Origin of the sequence: Rhodoferax sp. GW822-FHT02A01 (assembly GCF_038784515.1) — a bacterium.
Taxonomy (GTDB): Bacteria; Pseudomonadota; Gammaproteobacteria; order Burkholderiales; family Burkholderiaceae_C; genus Allorhodoferax.
The window spans coordinates 2700400-2716336 of record NZ_CP152376.1 but is presented as its reverse complement, the minus strand read 5'-3'; the positions used below and the strand labels follow the sequence as shown (position 1 = coordinate 2716336).

Below are 15937 nucleotides of genomic sequence, written 5' to 3'. Positions count from 1 at the left end.
GCACCCCCTAGTGGTGACCGCCGCCCATGTGCGCGCCCAGCTGCTGGCGGTCGGCCTGTGCGGCGGTGGTCTCGAAGACCACACGCCCTTCGCTCATGACCACGATGCGGTCCGACAGTTCCAGCAGCTCGTCCAGGTCTTCGCTGATCAGCAGCACACCGGCGCCACGGTTCTTGACCTGCACGATGCGTTCATGGATGTCGCGCACGGCAGCAAAGTCCAGCCCGAACACCGGGTTGGCGGCAATGAGCACATTGATCTGCCCGGCCAGCTCACGCGCCAGCACGGCACGCTGCACATTGCCGCCTGAGAGGCTGCGGATGGGCGCATTCTCGCCCTGGGTCTTCACGCCGTACTCGGCAATCCAATCGCGCGCGCGGCTGCGCCAGGTGGCGTAACTCAGGATGCCACCCAGAAAGCGTGAGCGGCTCAGGGGCGGTTGGTCGAAGTCGCGCAGGGCCATGTTCTCGGCCACCGACAGATCGCCCACGCAGGCATTGCGCAAGGGCTCCTCGGGCAGGCTGCGCACCATGAAGCGGCGATTCTCTTCGCGCGTGGCGTTGTAGGCGTTGCCCCCCACCTGCACCGTGCCCGCGCTGCGCGGGCGCTGGCCCACCAGCGCCTCCACCAGTTCGCGCTGGCCGTTGCCGGACACGCCGGCCACGCCCAGTATCTCGCCCGGCTGCACCTGCAGGTCCACACCGTGCAAGGCCAGGGTGCCACGATCACCCAGAGCGGTCAGCCCTTGCACCGACAGCGCAGGCTGCGCACCAGCCGCAGCAGGCGTGTCTGTGGGTAGAGCAACCGGCTTCTCGCTCGCCACCTCGGGCTCTGCGGCGCTCTCCCCCATCATGGCCTTGGCCAGCAGCGCGGGGTTGGAGTCAGCCACCAGGCAGTGGTGCACCGCACGCCCCTTGCGCAACACGGTCACCGCGTCGGCGTAGGCCATGACCTCGCGGAACTTGTGGGTGATGATGATCACCGAGCACTGGCCGCTACGCGCAAACGCACGCACATGGCCCAGCACCTCATCGGCCTCCTGCGGTGTCAGCACCGAGGTAGGCTCGTCCAGGATCAGCAGACGCGGCTTGAGGTAGAGCTGCTTGAGCAGTTCCAGCTTCTGCTTTTCACCGGCAGCGAGTTCCGACGGCCTGGCATCCAGGTCCAGCGTGAACGGTGTGGTGGCCAGGAAAGCCTTGAGGTCCTCGCGCTTGGTCTTCCAGTTGATCAGCGCAGGGACTTGGTCACCTGCCAGCAGCAGGTTCTCTGCCACGCTCATGCCAGGCGCCAGCGTGAAGTGCTGGTACACCATGCCGATGCCCAGCTCGCGCGCCACCACCGGGTTGGCGATGTCCTGCTCGCGCCCGTCGATCAGGATGCTGCCCTCCTCGGCCCGCTGAAAACCGGCCACGCATTTGACCAGCGTGCTCTTGCCCGCGCCGTTCTCACCCAGCAGGGCATGCACGGTGCCAGGCTCCACCCGCATGCTGACATGATCCATGGCGGTGAAGCTGCCAAAGCGTTTGGTCAGCTCATAGGTCTCCAGCGCCAGCGCGCCGGTAGGCGGCTTCTGCGGCGGAATCACGTCGCGCGTGCTCATGCCAGCGCCATCAGCAGTTGGCCAGAGCTGGCATGCGCACCAAACACCCCGCCCTGCATGGTGATCATCTTCAGCGCCGCCAGGTGGTTGCCGTGGTCGGTAGCCGCGGTGCAGTCCGACAGCAGCAGACACTCAAAGCCGCGGTCATTGGCATCGCGCATGGTGGTGTGCACACACACGTCGGTGGTGATGCCGGCCAGGATGATGTTGTGGATGCCACGGGTGTGCAGCACCAGCTCCAGATCGGTGGCGTAGAAGGATCCCTTGCCGGGCTTGTCGATCACCACCTCGCCGGGCAGCGGCGCCAGCTCGGGAATGATTTCCCAGCCCGGCTCGCCACGCACCAATATGCGTCCGCAGGGGCCAGGGTCACCAATGCCCACGCCGTTGGTGCCGATCTGGCGCGAGCGCCAGCGCTTGTTGGCCGGCAGGTCAGACAAGTCGGGCCTATGGCCCTCGCGGGTGTGCATCACCGTGTAGCCCAGCGCGCGCATGCGGGCCATGACCTGCTTGAGCGGCTCAATGGGCGCGCGCGTGAGCGAGATGTCGTAGCCCATCTTGTCGACGTAGCCACCGGGGCCGCAGAAGTCGGTTTGCATGTCGATGACGATGAGCGCCGTGTTCTGCGGACGCAGGTCGCCATTCCAGGGCCAGGCGTAGGGGTTGGCGTGGACAGTGGTGGTCACGGTGAAAACCTTTAGCGTGTGGAGGAGAGTTCGCCCGGGCTGCCCACGGCCACACTGCCGGGCTTGCAGGTGATGACCAGAATCAGCAGCGTGAGCACATAGGGCACGGTGTTGAAGAGGTGGTAGCCCCAGCTGATGCCCACCGACTGGAAAGCCGGGCCAATGGCCCCCGCACCGCCGAACAGGGCTGCCGCGCCCAGGCAGCGCAGCGGGCTCCAGCGCGCAAAGATCACCAGCGCCACCGCAATCAGGCCCTGACCGCTGGAGATGCCTTCGTTCCAGCTGCCGGGGTAGAACAGGGTGAGCGACGCGCCGCCCAGCCCCGCGATCATGCCGCCCAGCGTGGTGGCCACCAGACGAATGGTGTTGACCGAATAGCCCAGCGCACGCGCTGCATTGGCGGAGTCGCCGGCCAGGCGGATGAGCAGGCCAAAGCGGGTGCGTGCAAAGCCCCACCACAGCAACACGGCAATGGCGATGCCCACCGGCAGCAGGGCGTTGATCTGCAGTGCGGCGCGCACCGAGGAAGAGTCGCTCCAGTTGCCCAGCTCGATGGCCGGAATCTGCGGCGCCTGCGGCTGGATCAGCGGCTTGCCCAGATAGAAGGCCAGCCCGGTGCCCAGCAGCATCAGCGCAATGCCGGTGGCCACGTCATTGACACGCGGCAGCGAACACAGGGCGCCGTGCAACGAGGCCAGAAGTCCGCCTGCCACCGCGCCAGCCAGCACGCCGATCCAGGCATTGCCGCTCAGGTAGGCACCCCCAAAGGCAGCCATGGCCGCCAGCACCAGCACGCCCTCCAGCCCCAAGTTGATGCGGCCCGACTTTTCGGTCAAGCACTCCCCCAGGCTCACGAAGAGAAACGGCACGCCCACGCGCAGGGCGCCACCGCCAATGCCCGCCAGCAAAGAAATCCACATATCGGTGGTCATACAGTCTTGCCCTCGTTGCTGGTGCTCGTGGCCGCTGCGGGAGCTGCCCCGCTGAAGCGCGACAGCGGCAAGCTGATGATGGTTTTCCAATCCATGTCGCGCAGCGCTTCGCTGGCTAAGATCAGCACAAAGGCAATGCCCTGCAGCACCTGCACCGACGCGTCCGGCAGACTCAGGCGACGCTGCAACAGGCTGCCGGCAGCACCAAAGCCACCAAACAGAATGGCCACCGGAATCACCGCAAACGGGCTCTGCCGCGAGATGAAGGCCACCAGAATGCCCGCATAGCCGTAGCCGGCAATCAGCGAGGCGTTGGCATTGGTGTGCACTGCGGCTACTTCCACTGCGCCGGCAAGTCCTGCCGATGCGCCACCTACCGCGCAAGCCAGCAGCACCAGCTTGCTGGCTGGCAGGCCAACCAGTTGCGCAGTGCGTGGATTGCCGCCGACCACACGCACCGCAAAACCCGATGTTGTCTGGCGCAACCAAAGGCCGCAGGCTAGGCAGGCGATGACGCCCAGCACCAGGCCCCAGTGCACGTCCGAGCCGCCAATGCCGCCAATGCGTATGCCTTCGCTCAAAGCATAGGTGGACGGCTTGTTCAGGCTGGCCGGGTCACGCAGCATACCCTCCACCAGATGCTTGAACAGACCGATGGCGATATAGGCCAGCAGCAGGCTGCTGATGGTTTCGTTGATGCCGCGGTACTGGCGCAGCCACCCCACCAGCATGATCCACAGCGCACCGGCTACCGCACCCGCCATAAACACCATGCAGGTCCCGACAATGTTGTCGGGCACGGGCAGCGCGTAAGGCAATGCTGCACAGGCCAAACCACCCAACACCAACGCCCCCTCCCCGCCAATCACCACCAGCCCGGCGCGGGCCGGTATCACCACACACAGCGCGGTGAGCATCAGCGGTGCCGCGCGTTGCAGCGTGTTCTGCCAGGAGAACCAGTCGCCAAACGCGCCCTTGAACAGGATCACCCACACATCGACCGGATTCACGCCCGACAGCGCGACAAAGCCACCAAACACCAGCAGTGCCGCGGCGATGGCCAGGATCGGCAACAGAATGTCCTTGAGAGATTCGCGCACGGCGGCTCCAGTCGATGCAGGGTTGGTTGAACTAGATGGAGCCCACCACGCCTTCCACGAGGTAGTTCATCTTTTCCAGTTCCAGATCGGTCTGGACAAAGGTCTTGCCAGCAGGCACCACCACATTGCCCTTGTTGTCCTTGATGGGGCCCTTGAAGATGTCGAACTTGCCGGCAACCATCTTGGCCTTGACGTCGTCAGCCTGCTTCTTGGCCGCGTCGGTCACCATGGAGCCGTAGGGCGACATCTTCACGTAGCCTTCCTTCAAGCCACCACGGATGAAGTTGGGATGCGGCTTGCCAGTCTGTGCGGCTTCCACCACGGCCTTGTAGGCGGTCAGCCAGTTCCACTCGGCACCGGTGAGGTAGGCATTGGGCGCCAGCTTGGCCTGCGAAGCGTGGTAGCCGCAAACGAACTTGCCGCGCTTGGCCGCCGTTTCCACGATGACCTTGGGGCCGTCCACGTGCATGGTGATGACGTCGGCGCCCTGGTCGCACAGGCTGTTGGTGGCTTCGGCCTCCTTCACGGCCATGGACCAGTCGCCGGTGAAGATCACGCTGCAGGTGATGCCGGGCTTGACCGAGCGCGCGCCCATCAGGAAGGAGTTGATGTTGCGCAGCACCTGCGGAATCGGCTTGGCCGCCACGAAGCCGATCTTGCCGCTCTTACTCATGTGGCCGGCAATCACGCCGTTGAGGTACTGGCACTCGTCGATGTAGCCGAAGTAGCTGCCCACGTTCTTGGGGTGCTTGCCTTCGGTCCACATGCCGCCGCAATGGGCAAAGCGCACATCAGGGTACTTGGCAGCCAATGCCAGGATGTGGGGATCAAAGTAGCCGAACGAGGTGGGGAACAACACCGAGGCGCCGTCCTGCGCAATCATGCCGGTCATGGTCTTTTGCACGGCGGCGGTTTCGGGCACGTTCTCTTCTTCCACCACTTTCACGCCGGGCAGCTTCTTGATTTCTGCGGCGGCCTGCGCCTGCGCCTGGTTGTAGCCGTAGTCGTCCTTGGCACCCACGTAGATCACGCCGATGGTGATGGGCTTTTGTGCCAGCGCACCGGTGCTCCAAGAACCCAAGGTGCTTGCAGCGCCTAGAGCGGCAAGGGTCTTGAGTGAATCGCGGCGATTGGTGTTATTCAGATCCATGTTCGTACTTCCTTTGCAGAGTTGAAAGTTGTCCAAAAAGGTGCGGTCGAGGGGAATATCTTCTTGGATACAAGATGGTGTGCAAATTCCATGCCGGAAATACTTCAACCTTCCAGCAGACTCACATGCGCGCTCACCACTTTCCAGCCTGCGCCTGTGCGCATCCAGGTCTGGCTCTGGCGTCCGCTGCGGCTGGCGCCGGTGCGCTGGAATTCGATGTTCACCGTGGCGAAGTCGTGCCCGTAGGTGGTGATGACGGTACGCAGGTTGGCGCGCGCAAGACCGGCTGCCGGACGTGCCGCGCGAAAGGCCTGTATCGCCTGGTAGCCATAGAGGTTCTCACCCACGCCGTAACGCAGGGTGTGCGGGCTGTCCCAGAACAGTTCGTCCAGCACCGCCACATCATTGCTGACCAGGGCTTGCTCGTAACGCGCGCTGACCTGTTCGACCTCACGCAGCACTTCGGGAATGTTGATATCCATGTCAGAGCTTCACTTGTTTGAGATGGGCCACGCCCGCGTCCTGCAGCACCTGCGCGACGCGCAGGGCCAGGTCTTCACGCCAGGGCGCGGTGATGATCTGCACACCAATGGGCATGCCGCCGGTGCCGCCCGGCCACATCGGTGCCGTGACCACCGGGCAACCTGAAAACGAAATCGGCTGGGACAGCAGACCAATGGAGGGTCGGCAGGGGTACTGCTGTCCGTTGATCTCTATCCACTCGGCGCCCAGCAAGGGCGCGCTCAAGGGCGTGGCCGGTGCCAGCAGCACGTCCCAGTCGGCAAACAAGGCATTCACCCGGTCCCGGTAGACCCGTCGGAACTGCTGGGCGCGCAGATACCAGGCAGCAGGCTGCAGGGCACCAGCGATGAAGCGGTCCACCGACAGCGGCTCGAAGTCCGCCATCTGCTTTTTCAAATCTGCCAGATGCAGGCGTCCACCTTCGCTGGCGGTGGTGATGAAGGCAGCGGAGCGCGCCAGTGCCGGCTCCGGCCAGACCACGCCCGGCGTGGCACGCAGCACACTGGCCGCCAGCGCGGCAACCTGGCGTGCTGGCGCTGTCGCCAAGTCTTCAAAGTAACCGCCCAGGCTGCCAATGCGCAGCCCCTGCACACCTTGCCCCAGCGATGAGAACGTGGGCTGCACGCGCTCGGCCCGACTGGCCGGGTCGCGCGGGTCGGGTCCCTGCAAGGCGTCGTAGGAAAGCGCCAGGCTTTCCACCGAATCGGCCAGCGGCCCCAGGTGGTCAATGCTTTGCACAAACGGATAGGTGCCATGGCGCGAAAGGCGCCCGAACGTGGGCTTGAGCCCCCACACGCCGCAAAAGGACGAGGGCACGCGGATGGAGCCGTTGGTGTCGGAAGCCAGCGCAATCGGCACCTGCCCTGCCGCTACGGCGGCGCCCGAACCACCGGAGGAACCGCCGGCAGTGCGCTGCAGATCGTGCGGGTTGTGGGTTGCGCCGTAGTGGCTGTTCTCGGTGGTGAAGCCGTAGGCGTACTCGTCCATATTGAGCGCGCCCACCAGAATCGCACCGGCCTTGTGCATTTGCTGCACCAGAAATGCATCCTGCCGCGCAGGCGCGTGGCTACGGTTGACCTTGGAGCCAGCCAGTGTGACTTCACCCTGCACGTCAAACAGGTTCTTGACGGCATAGGGCACGCCGGCCAGGGCCGGCAGAATCTCGCCGGCTGCGCGTCGCGCGTCCACCGCGTCGGCTTCCTTTCTGGCGCGCTCCAGCGTGCGCACCGCGAAGGCGTTGATACGGGCGTCCGTTGCCTCTATGCGCTGAACGCAGGTCTCCAGCAGTTCGCGTGCGCTGACATACCCCTGCGCAACGCTGCGCGCCATGCGGGCGGCATCCGGCCTTTGCAGCGTCATGGCGTCCCCTGGTCGGAGCCGTCCGTGGCCGCGGGAAACGGTGCGGGCGAGAAGATTTCGCAAATCTCGTCTTCCAAGGCCAGAGGAAAGTCCTCCAGTTGCCGGGCGAGCTGCGCCGTGCGGCTCAGGTGCTTGGCCACGGCGTAGGCGCGCGCATCATCCAGCGGCAGGGCCAGGAATTTGGCCGAGGCCTGCACATAGGCCACTACATCCCCGTCATTCATGGACATCTCCTTTCAGGGCTTCAAGGACGCAAGGTAGTTGCGCCAACCACCGAAAGCAGAAATATCCAACGCGCCTTCCAGCGCATACGGTTCGCAGATAAAGCCTTGTACCGTGCTGCCATCTTCCAGACGCAGCGTTCCTATTCCCAGTGGCTCCGGTATCAAAGCAACAAAAGAGCCAAGGTTGGCCAGCGGCATTTCCCACACCTCCACGGCGATGCGGCTTCCAGCTCCCGGAGCAACCCGCAACAGGCCCGGCTTGGGCGGGACGGTGCCGGGCAAGGCATACAGCTTGTAGTCGGCAGCGGTGCGTGTGGCTGCCAGCAGCCGGGCATTGCGCTGGGTCAGCTGGCCGTTGAGCGGCATGCCCGAGAGATGCGCACCGACAACGGCCACGCGCACCGAATCGGTCCCGCTGATACCGACAATCTTCAGGGGCGGTGGCAGCGGGGTTTGCAAGGCTCCTTGCAGGAGGCCGGTGGCATGGTGGTAACGCTGCCCCAGTTCGGCCAGTTGCCAGTCGCTGGCGCACGGGCCCACCAGGGTGATGCCAAAGGGCAAACCATCCGGGCGCATTTCGCTGGGCACGGCCAGTGCCGCGTAGTCCAGTAGATTGACGAAATTGGTATAGGCCCCGAGGTTGCGGTTCAGTGCCACCGGATCGGCCAGCATCTGCGCAATGGTGTAGTGCGTGGGCGCGGTGGGCACCAGCAGCACATCGATGCGGTCCCACATGGCATCGGCCTGCTGACCCAGCGCACGCAAACGGGTTTGCGCGGCATAGACATCGGCCGCGTCGTAACTGCGGCCCTTGCCAATGATGCTGCGCACCGGCTCCACCACGTGCTCCTCGTTTGCATCGAAAAAACGGCGTATGGCGGCATAGCGCTCGGCCACCAGGGCACTCTCATAGAGCAAGGAGGCGGCCTGCGCCAACGGCGCAAAGGGGATGGTGACGGGCGTGCCGCCCAGCTCGGTCATGCGCTGCACGGCGCGGCCAAACGCCTGCTCGGCCAGCACATCCCCGCAAAACTCCAGCACGTCCGGCACGCCAAACCGGAACGCCGCCGGCAGCGCGGTACTTTTGAGTTGCAGCTTGCGGGAATACGGGTCTTTTGCGTCGTAACCCATGGCGGCCTCCAGCACGCGCGCCGCCAGCCCCACGGTCGTGGCAAAGATGGATATGCAGTCCACACTCTGCGCTGCAGGCACCAGACCAAAGGTGCTGATCAGGCCCTTGGTAGGTTTCAGACCTACGATGTTGTTCAACCCGGCCGGCACCCGCCCCGACCCCGCCGTGTCGGTTCCCAAGGAAAAGTGCACCTGGCCTGTGGCCACCACATAGGCAGAACCCGAACTGGAGCCGCCGGACACATAGGCCGGGTCAAAGGCATTGGGCACTGCGCCGTATGGCGAACGGGTTCCGTTCAGGCCGCAGGCGAATTGGTCCAGATTGGTCTTGCCCGCAACCGTCGCCCCCGACCACAAAAGCTTGGACACCACGGTGGCGTGTTCGGTTGGCAGATACGAGAACTCGGCGCAGGCCGCAGTGGTCGCAAGCCCCGCTACATCAATGTTGTCCTTGGCGGCAAAGCGCAGGCCCTGCAGGGGGCCCGATCCGCCAATTGCTATTTCGGGCGCCGCCCTGCGTATCCAGGCATTGCCCGCATCCACTGGGTGAGACCCTGCATCGTTCAGATTTTGTTGCACCATTTTGAAGCATCCAATCTTGTATCCAAAGATGCATCGCAAAACTTGTGCCACAAAAAAAGAGCGCCCTGAGGCACTCCTTTTGTTCAGGCTCGCCTAGTTGGCGACCGTGAACCGCTTCTGGATATGTTGCGGCTTTTCCATCTCGTCCACGATGGCCACGGCAAGGTCCTGCACCGAAATGCCTGAGGGTGCATCGCCAACTCCGGGCAGCGGGCTATCGGCACCGACGCGGTACTTGCCGGTACGCTCGCCGGGCGTCAGCAGGATCGGGGGCGAAAGAAAGGTCCAGTCCAGGCTGGTTTCCTTTTGAATCAGGTTCAGCGCTTCGCGCGCTGCCAGTGCACCTTGCTTGTATTCCGCAGGGAACGGAGGCGTGTCCACCAGCTGCACACCGGGTGCAACAAACAGACTGCCCGCACCGCCCACGACCAGTAGCCGCTTGACGCCCGCCTGTTTGACGCCCGCAAAGATGGCCTGTGTGCCCTGCAGGAAGAGGTCATGGATGCGGGGCTCTGTCCAGCCCGGGTTGTAGGCGCTGATGACCGCGTCATGGCCTGCAACGGCTTGGGTGACTTGCGCTGGGTCCAGCACGTCCGCCTTCACCACGGTCACGCCGGGCTGCGCGGCGACCTTGGAGGGGGTGCGTGCCAGCACCGTGACCTGGTGGCCGCGGCTGCTGAGTTCCGCCAACAACGGGGTACCAACGTAGCCCGTACCAATCAATGCAATCTTCATGTGAATACTCCTGGTTGAATCAAGTCCATAGTGTGCGACCTTCATAAACTGCCGACTAGATCCCATAATCCGTTAACACAATGAAGTACAACTAAACAATTCAAGGCGTCCCATGGAGCAATACAAACGCATGGCCCTGTTTGCCGAAGTGGTGACGGCCGGGTCGCTGACCGCCGCCGCGCGCAAACTGGGCATGACACCTTCGGCGGTGAGCCAGCATTTGCGTGCACTGGAAGGGGCCCTGGGCCTGGCACTGCTGCACCGGACTACGCGCAAGCTCACCCTTACCGAGGCCGGCGCGCGCTATTTCGAAGGCTGTGCTGCCATGGTGAACGCAGCGCGATCGGCCGAACAGGCCCTGGCACACCACCGTGATGAACCCGAAGGCGATTTGCGCATCACCGCCCCCATCGGGTTTGGCGGCCTGCTGGCGCGGGCCCTGTACCCCTTGCGCGACTACCCCAAGCTGAGCCTGAGCCTGCTGCTGGATGACACCGTGATGGATTTGGTCGAGGAGCGCATCGACATCGCATTGCGGGTGGGTAACCTTGCCGACTCCAGCTTGGTCGCGCGGCGGCTGGGCGCCATACCTGTACAGCTTTGCGCGGCGCCGTCCTACCTCGCGACCTATGGCTGGCCGCAACATCCGAAAGACCTGGAGCACCATGCCTGGCTTGGCGTGCGCCCCATGGGCGTTGCAAACACCACCCTGTTATGGACCGGCCCCCGCAACGAACAGGTGAGCGTCAAGGTGAGCGGAAGGGTTCAGGCTTCACAAGTCACAACCCTGCATGCACTCTGCGTTGCCGGTTGGGGCATCAGCCTGATGGTCAGTGAAGATGAGCGTCGCGCCATTGCCGACGGCCGGCTGGTGCCCCTGCTGCCCGACTGGAAACTGCCGGACTTCGAGGTCCATGCCATCACGCCCCGACGTGGCGAGCAACCCGCCAAAGTGCGCCATGCCATGAGCCTGTTGGCCCACTACATCGGCAACCTGACGCCAGTGCCTGCGGCTTGATGCCGGTTGGCGCCTCAGCTCAGGCGCACGGCCAGCGCGTCGGCGGCTTCTGCCCAGTCCGAGTCGTCGGCCAGGGCCTGTGCCAGAAACTGGGCCTGTGCCGGACTCCAGAACGGCGCCTTGCACAGGGAAACGCCTTCGGGCAGGCGATGGCGGGCGACAAAGGCATCGATTTCCGCTGGTGACGAGGGCAGCCCCAGTTGCTCGAACAGTTGGGCGATATGGTGTTTGCTGGTGTCCATGGGGATTCTTCCGTTTGGGTTTCAAGTAACCCCAATGATCCCGCAAACCGCATGTGCACGCTTGCGGCCAGGGCTTGGAGCAAAGTTGCATCAAAATCGCCGGGTGCCTTCGTCTAACTTCACACCCTCTTCCTCCAACGCCGCAGCACCGGGATTGCCGCGCTTGCAGATCACCAACGTCAGCCTGACACGCGGCAATACGCCGGTGTTTTCCGGGCTGAACTTGCAACTCGATACCGAGCGCATTGGCCTGATCGGCGACAACGGTTCGGGCAAGAGCAGCCTGTTTCGCATGCTGTGCGGGCTGGATGTGCCGCAGTCCGGCAGCGTGCAGGTGCGCGGGCTGCAGGCCAGCCAGGTCAGCAGCAAGCGCCCCGGCCTGGTGGGCATGATGTTCCAGAACCCGGATGAACAGATCATCTTCCCCACCGTGGAAGAAGAACTGGCGCTAGGCCTGAGCCCCCGCGGTGTGGCACGGCGCGACGCCATTGCCCAAGCCCGGGTCTTTCTGCAATCCCGTGGGCTGGAGTCCTGGGCCAGCCGCACCATCGGCAGCCTGAGCCAGGGCCAGCGCCAGCATGTGTGCTGGCTGTCGCTGATGATTGCCTCGCCCGAACTGCTGCTGCTCGATGAACCCTTTGCCAGCCTGGATCTGCCGGGCCAGGCGCTGCTGGAGGCGGACATAGCACGCACGCCGCAGCAGGTGATCGTCTCCACCCATCTGCTGGACCATGTGCGCGGCTTTGAGCGCGTGATCTGGCTGGACAAAGGCCAGGTCCGCGATGACGGGCCAGGCCAACAGGTGTGCGCCGCCTACGAAGCAGGCGTGAAGCAACGCGTCGCGTCCCAAGCCGTCACCATCCAGTAACCGAGCACACCATGGGAAGCCTTTACAGCGAACACCGCACCTGGCTGCACAGCGTCCCCGCTGGCTGGAAGCTGTTTCTGTTCGCGTTGCTGGGCACGCTGCAATACGGCGTGGACAACCTCACCGTCCTGGGCTGGGGGACCGCACTGTGCGCCGTGATGTTTGCGTCATTGGGCCGCGCCGTGGCACCGGCGCGCAAGCTGCTGCTGTCTTTGCTGCTGGCCTGCGCACTGATCCTGGCGTTCCATGGCTTCATGCACCAGGTGCAGGTGGGTGTGGTGAGCACGCTGCGCCTGTTCAGCGCGTCCCTGCTGGGCATTGCGCTCACGCTCACCACCCGCAGTGGCGACTTGCTCAACGTGCTGGAACTGCTGCTGTCGCCACTGCAACGCCTGGGTGTCAAGACCGAGCGGCTGGCCTTGCTGCTGGCCATGATGCTGCGGTTTACCGAACACTTCTTCGTCGTGTGGAAGCGCCTGGACGATGCGCACCGCGTGCGCACGGGCAAGGCCGGTGGCCTGCGCCTGCTGGCGCCTCTAACCATCCACATGCTGGTTTCAGCCCGGCGCCTGGCGGATACACTCGAATTACGCTTGGGCGAGTGACGCCCTTTCCTGAACCCACTACAAAAAAGTCGTTTATGAAATCATCCCGCTCCCTGGCCCTGGTGGCCCTGTTTGCCGCACTGCTCGCTGTGTTCGGCCTGATTCCCAAAATCGATCTGCCGCTGGGCGTTCCCATCACCTTGCAGACGCTGGGCGTGATGCTGGCCGGCTGCATGCTCGGCCCCAAACGCGCGCTGCAGTCCATGCTGCTGTTCCTGTTGGCCGTCGCACTGGGCCTGCCTCTGCTGTCGGGCGGACGCGGTGGCCTGGGCGTGTTCATGGCGCCTTCTGCCGGGTACCTGATCAGCTGGCCTTTTGGTGCGCTGGTCACTGGCTGGATCATGTCCAACCTGCCACGCAGCACGCCCAACCGCGCAGCCGGCAGTGCATTTACCGCATCGGCCTTGGGTGGTCTGCTGGTGGTACATGCCTTTGGCGTGACGGGTCTGGTGATCATCGCCAAGCTGAGCTGGATGCAGGCGCTGCTGGGCACGCTGGTGTTCGTGCCCGGTGACCTGATCAAGTGCGCGGTGTGCGCCATCGTGGTCCATACCGTGGCACGTGGCGTGCCCGATTGGCAATTCGGGGGTCGTGCGCTGAAATGAATGCGGCGCAAGCCTCGGGGCTGGTGCATGCGCCTTTGGAGGAATGGGCACGCTCCCGTGGCGATGCAGTTGCCATTGCCTGCGGCACACAGACCCTGAGCTTTGCCGCCTTGCACGCCGCAGTCACGCAGCGCGCACAGCACCTCACACACACCCACGCACCGGCCACCGTCATGGTGGACCCGGCGCAGGACTTGCCGCAGCGGCTGGTGGACTTTTTGGGCATTGTGGCCAGCGGCCGCTGTGCCGCAGTGGCCGACCCGGACTGGACTGCAGCCGTCTTGCACAACGTGCAGGCCGCCATCCCGCAACAAGGCTGCGACATGTCAAGCGCGCAGCCCGACTCCGCGTTCTACGTGGGCTTTACCTCCGGCAGCACCGGCGTCCCCAAGGGTTTCAGGCGCAACCACCGATCCTGGGTGGAGAGCTTTCGGGTGTGTCTGCAAGACTTCGGACCCGACGCGGGCACGCGCATCCTGGCACCGGGGCGCGACTCGCATTCGCTGTTTCTGTTTGGCATGTTGCTGGGCCTGTGGACCGGCGCGGGCGTGGTGGTGCAGGAGAAGTTTTCGGCAGCAGCCGCGCTGGACATCCTGCGCCAGGGCGACACGCCCAGCATGATCACCGCGCCCAGCCAGCTCATCCTGATGCTGGACGTGGCGCGGCACCGCAAGCTCGCACCCATTGACGCGGTGCGCCTCATCATGATCAGCGGCGCGCGCTGGATGCGCAGCCGCACGGCCGAGCTGCGTGCGCTGTTTCCCAAGGCCCGCATCATCGAGTTCTATGGCGCGTCCGAGACCAGCTTCATCGCCTGGATGGACAGCGACGACAACGCATCGCCCGCCGTGGTGGGCCGCCCGTTCAGCAATGTGCAGTTGCAGATACGCGAGGCCGACGACGACGGCGTGGGCATGATCTATGTGCACAGCCCCATGGTGTTCATGGACTACTTTGGCACCGCCGACGACACCGCCGCGTTGCGCGATGGCGAATGGCTTTCGGTGCGCGACCTGGGCCGACTGGATGCGCACGGTTTTCTCAGCCTGGCCGGTCGGCAGAACCGCATGATCGTCACGCAGGGCAAGAACCTGTTTGCCGAAGAGCTGGAGGCGGTGCTGGAATCGCACGCAGCCATTGCCGCAGCCTCAGTGCACGGCGTGGACGATGCGCGGCGCGGTGCGCTGGTGGTGGCCGTCATCCGCTGGGTGCCCGGCGCATCGACCGCGTTGCCCACGGCACTGGACATCAGCGCCTGGTGCAAGCGCACGCTGGAGGCCTACAAGGCACCGCGCAAGGTCTTCGTCTGCACCGACTGGCCGTTGACCGCCGGTGGCAAGACGGACCACCGCAAACTGGGCCAAAGCCTGCAAGCGCATCTGCACAGCAATGCATCCACCACCCCACCACAAGGTCTGCCATGCCTGCACACACTGCACTGATTGCGGCCTGGGCTCGCAGCGCGGTGGCGCCGCATGGCGGAGCCTTTCGTACGCTGCAGCCGCATGAGATCGCAGCGCCGGTACTGCGGGCACTGCTGCAGCGCGCAGGCGTAGGCCCGCAGGCCGTAGATGCTGTGGTGTTGGGCAATGCGCTGGGCGCGGGTGGCAACCCGGCACGCATGGTGGCATTGGCCGCCGGCCTGCCCGACCGTTGCGCGGCCTTGTCGGTAGACACGCAATGCTGCGCGGGTCTGGATGCAGTCGCCATGGCCGTGGGCCTGCTGGCCTCGGGTCAGGCACGCGTGGTCATCGCCGGGGGTGTGGAGGCCTGGAGCCGCGCACCGATACGGCAGACGCGCCCCCTACATGTGGGCGCGCCCGCCGTGCCCTATGAGCGCCCCGCCTTTGCGCCCGACCCGGCGCGCGACCCGGACCTGTTGGAGTCCGCCGCTGCCTATGCGCGACAGCATGGCTTCACCCGCGTGCAGCAAGACGCTTATGCAGTGCACAGCCACCAGCGCGCGCTGCATCACCAAGCATCCATGGCCGCAGAAATCGTGCCGGTGCTGGGCCTGGACCACGACGCCTACGTGCGCGCCATCACACCCGAACGCGCTGCGCGCATGCCCCTAGCCATCAAGGGCGATGTGCCCGACGACTGGGCCATGAGCACGCTGGCGGTATCGGCCAAGGCCGATGGCGCGGCACTGGTGCTGCTGGCCACCGAGGATGCGTGCCAAGAGCTGAGCATCACGCCGCAGGCCGCGTGGCTGGCATCAGCCTTTGTGGGGGGCGACCCCGCAACGCCGCTGTTGGCCGCGCAGGCTGCAACAGAGATCGCCATGCAACGCGCTGGCGTGCAAGCGGCCAGCGCGCTGCGCGTGGTGGAGTTGCACGATGCGTTTGCGGTACAGGGCTTGCGCTTTTGCCAAGGCCTAGGCCTGGACCCGCAGCTGATCAACCGCCGTGGCGGCGGCATGGCGCGCGGCCACCCCATTGGCGCATCGGGCGCGATTGCACTGGTGCGCCTGCTGGCCGACCTGCAGCAGGACGAAGCTGCGGGTGCGCTCGGGCTGGCTGCGGTGGCCGGTGCCGGTGGCATTGGCGCGGCCACCGTGGTGCAATGGCTGTAATTT

The 15937-nt window shown here is 64.8% G+C and carries 17 protein-coding genes; 6 read left to right on the top strand and 11 right to left on the bottom strand.

Annotated features, from left to right (window positions below; all coding sequences use genetic code 11):
* Positions 1-7: 7 nt before the first annotated feature.
* The 10 genes from AAGF34_RS12810 to AAGF34_RS12765 all read right to left on the bottom strand — a co-directional run bounded on the left by AAGF34_RS12810 (position 8) and on the right by AAGF34_RS12765 (position 10021).
* A complete protein-coding gene (locus AAGF34_RS12810; protein ID WP_342620990.1) occupies positions 8-1600 on the bottom strand; it encodes an ABC transporter ATP-binding protein in 1593 nt (530 codons plus the stop codon).
* Positions 1597-2286 carry an isochorismatase family cysteine hydrolase gene (locus tag AAGF34_RS12805; RefSeq protein ID WP_342620989.1) on the bottom strand — a complete coding sequence of 230 codons (690 nt, stop codon included), beginning with the start codon at positions 2284-2286 and terminating at the stop codon, positions 1597-1599. The genes AAGF34_RS12810 and AAGF34_RS12805 overlap by 4 nt, the downstream gene beginning before the upstream one ends.
* An 11-nt stretch (positions 2287-2297) precedes the next feature.
* The gene (locus tag AAGF34_RS12800) at positions 2298-3218 is read right to left on the bottom strand and encodes an ABC transporter permease (protein ID WP_342620988.1); all 921 of its coding nucleotides are present in this window, start codon (positions 3216-3218) and stop codon (positions 2298-2300) included.
* Complete coding sequence (locus tag AAGF34_RS12795; protein WP_342620987.1) at positions 3215-4318, bottom strand: ABC transporter permease; 1104 nt, start codon at positions 4316-4318, stop codon at positions 3215-3217. Before AAGF34_RS12795 ends, AAGF34_RS12800 begins: the two co-directional genes overlap by 4 nt.
* Positions 4319-4349: 31 nt before the next feature.
* Positions 4350-5468, bottom strand: coding sequence for a BMP family ABC transporter substrate-binding protein (locus tag AAGF34_RS12790; RefSeq protein WP_342620986.1), 1119 nt, complete (start codon positions 5466-5468; stop codon positions 4350-4352).
* 104 nt (positions 5469-5572) lie between these two features.
* Positions 5573-5950 carry an oxalurate catabolism protein HpxZ gene (hpxZ, locus tag AAGF34_RS12785; protein WP_342620985.1) on the bottom strand — a complete coding sequence of 126 codons (378 nt, stop codon included), beginning with the start codon at positions 5948-5950 and terminating at the stop codon, positions 5573-5575.
* Between the two features lies 1 nt (position 5951).
* Entirely contained in the window at positions 5952-7349 is a 1398-nt protein-coding gene (locus AAGF34_RS12780) for an AtzE family amidohydrolase (RefSeq protein ID WP_342620984.1), read from the bottom strand.
* Positions 7346-7573 carry a DUF4089 domain-containing protein gene (locus tag AAGF34_RS12775; protein ID WP_342620983.1) on the bottom strand — a complete coding sequence of 76 codons (228 nt, stop codon included), beginning with the start codon at positions 7571-7573 and terminating at the stop codon, positions 7346-7348. Before AAGF34_RS12775 ends, AAGF34_RS12780 begins: the two co-directional genes overlap by 4 nt.
* 12 nt (positions 7574-7585) lie before the next feature.
* Positions 7586-9286 carry an allophanate hydrolase gene (gene atzF / locus AAGF34_RS12770; RefSeq protein WP_342620982.1) on the bottom strand — a complete coding sequence of 567 codons (1701 nt, stop codon included), beginning with the start codon at positions 9284-9286 and terminating at the stop codon, positions 7586-7588.
* Positions 9287-9379: 93 nt separating this feature from the next.
* The gene (locus AAGF34_RS12765; protein WP_342620981.1) at positions 9380-10021 is read right to left on the bottom strand and encodes an NAD(P)-dependent oxidoreductase; all 642 of its coding nucleotides are present in this window, start codon (positions 10019-10021) and stop codon (positions 9380-9382) included.
* Positions 10022-10133: 112 nt separating this feature from the next.
* Between AAGF34_RS12765 and AAGF34_RS12760 the strand changes: the two genes are divergently transcribed.
* On the top strand, positions 10134-11039 hold the full coding sequence (locus tag AAGF34_RS12760) for a LysR family transcriptional regulator (RefSeq protein WP_342620980.1): 906 nt from the start codon (positions 10134-10136) through the stop codon (positions 11037-11039).
* A gap of 14 nt (positions 11040-11053) precedes the next feature.
* On the opposite strand, the gene AAGF34_RS12755 is transcribed toward AAGF34_RS12760, so the two are convergent.
* A complete protein-coding gene (locus AAGF34_RS12755; protein ID WP_342620979.1) occupies positions 11054-11281 on the bottom strand; it encodes a DUF2789 domain-containing protein in 228 nt (75 codons plus the stop codon).
* A 103-nt stretch (positions 11282-11384) separates the two neighbouring features.
* Here AAGF34_RS12755 and AAGF34_RS12750 point away from each other — a divergent pair, with 103 nt between their 5' ends.
* Genes AAGF34_RS12750 through AAGF34_RS12730 form a run of 5 tightly spaced genes read left to right on the top strand, consistent with a single transcriptional unit; the run spans position 11385 to position 15934 of the window.
* Positions 11385-12149: an ABC transporter ATP-binding protein gene (locus AAGF34_RS12750; protein WP_342620978.1), complete on the top strand. Its 765-nt coding sequence runs from the start codon at positions 11385-11387 to the stop codon at positions 12147-12149.
* An 11-nt stretch (positions 12150-12160) separates the two neighbouring features.
* Positions 12161-12754 carry a CbiQ family ECF transporter T component gene (locus tag AAGF34_RS12745; RefSeq protein ID WP_342620977.1) on the top strand — a complete coding sequence of 198 codons (594 nt, stop codon included), beginning with the start codon at positions 12161-12163 and terminating at the stop codon, positions 12752-12754.
* A gap of 35 nt (positions 12755-12789) precedes the next feature.
* Positions 12790-13359 carry a biotin transporter BioY gene (locus AAGF34_RS12740; protein ID WP_342620976.1) on the top strand — a complete coding sequence of 190 codons (570 nt, stop codon included), beginning with the start codon at positions 12790-12792 and terminating at the stop codon, positions 13357-13359.
* Positions 13356-14801, top strand: a complete 1446-nt coding sequence (locus tag AAGF34_RS12735) for an AMP-binding protein (RefSeq protein ID WP_342620975.1) — start codon at positions 13356-13358, stop codon at positions 14799-14801. Before AAGF34_RS12740 ends, AAGF34_RS12735 begins: the two co-directional genes overlap by 4 nt.
* Positions 14780-15934 (top strand): thiolase family protein, encoded by a 1155-nt coding sequence (locus tag AAGF34_RS12730; RefSeq protein ID WP_342620974.1) that lies wholly within the window; start codon positions 14780-14782, stop codon positions 15932-15934. Before AAGF34_RS12735 ends, AAGF34_RS12730 begins: the two co-directional genes overlap by 22 nt.
* Positions 15935-15937 lie beyond the last annotated feature (3 nt).

Coding starts and splice junctions, on each gene's coding strand:
- AAGF34_RS12800 (WP_342620988.1), bottom strand. CDS start 3,218: ATGACCACCGATATGTGGATTTCTTTGCTGGCGGGCATTGGCGGTGGC.
- AAGF34_RS12740 (WP_342620976.1), top strand. CDS start 12,790: ATGAAATCATCCCGCTCCCTGGCCCTGGTGGCCCTGTTTGCCGCACTG.
- AAGF34_RS12780 (WP_342620984.1), bottom strand. CDS start 7,349: ATGACGCTGCAAAGGCCGGATGCCGCCCGCATGGCGCGCAGCGTTGCG.
- AAGF34_RS12755 (WP_342620979.1), bottom strand. CDS start 11,281: ATGGACACCAGCAAACACCATATCGCCCAACTGTTCGAGCAACTGGGG.
- AAGF34_RS12745 (WP_342620977.1), top strand. CDS start 12,161: ATGGGAAGCCTTTACAGCGAACACCGCACCTGGCTGCACAGCGTCCCC.
- hpxZ (WP_342620985.1), bottom strand. CDS start 5,950: ATGGATATCAACATTCCCGAAGTGCTGCGTGAGGTCGAACAGGTCAGC.
- AAGF34_RS12735 (WP_342620975.1), top strand. CDS start 13,356: ATGAATGCGGCGCAAGCCTCGGGGCTGGTGCATGCGCCTTTGGAGGAA.
- atzF (WP_342620982.1), bottom strand. CDS start 9,286: ATGGTGCAACAAAATCTGAACGATGCAGGGTCTCACCCAGTGGATGCG.
- AAGF34_RS12765 (WP_342620981.1), bottom strand. CDS start 10,021: ATGAAGATTGCATTGATTGGTACGGGCTACGTTGGTACCCCGTTGTTG.
- AAGF34_RS12775 (WP_342620983.1), bottom strand. CDS start 7,573: ATGAATGACGGGGATGTAGTGGCCTATGTGCAGGCCTCGGCCAAATTC.
- AAGF34_RS12810 (WP_342620990.1), bottom strand. CDS start 1,600: ATGAGCACGCGCGACGTGATTCCGCCGCAGAAGCCGCCTACCGGCGCG.
- AAGF34_RS12790 (WP_342620986.1), bottom strand. CDS start 5,468: ATGGATCTGAATAACACCAATCGCCGCGATTCACTCAAGACCCTTGCC.
- AAGF34_RS12760 (WP_342620980.1), top strand. CDS start 10,134: ATGGAGCAATACAAACGCATGGCCCTGTTTGCCGAAGTGGTGACGGCC.
- AAGF34_RS12730 (WP_342620974.1), top strand. CDS start 14,780: ATGCCTGCACACACTGCACTGATTGCGGCCTGGGCTCGCAGCGCGGTG.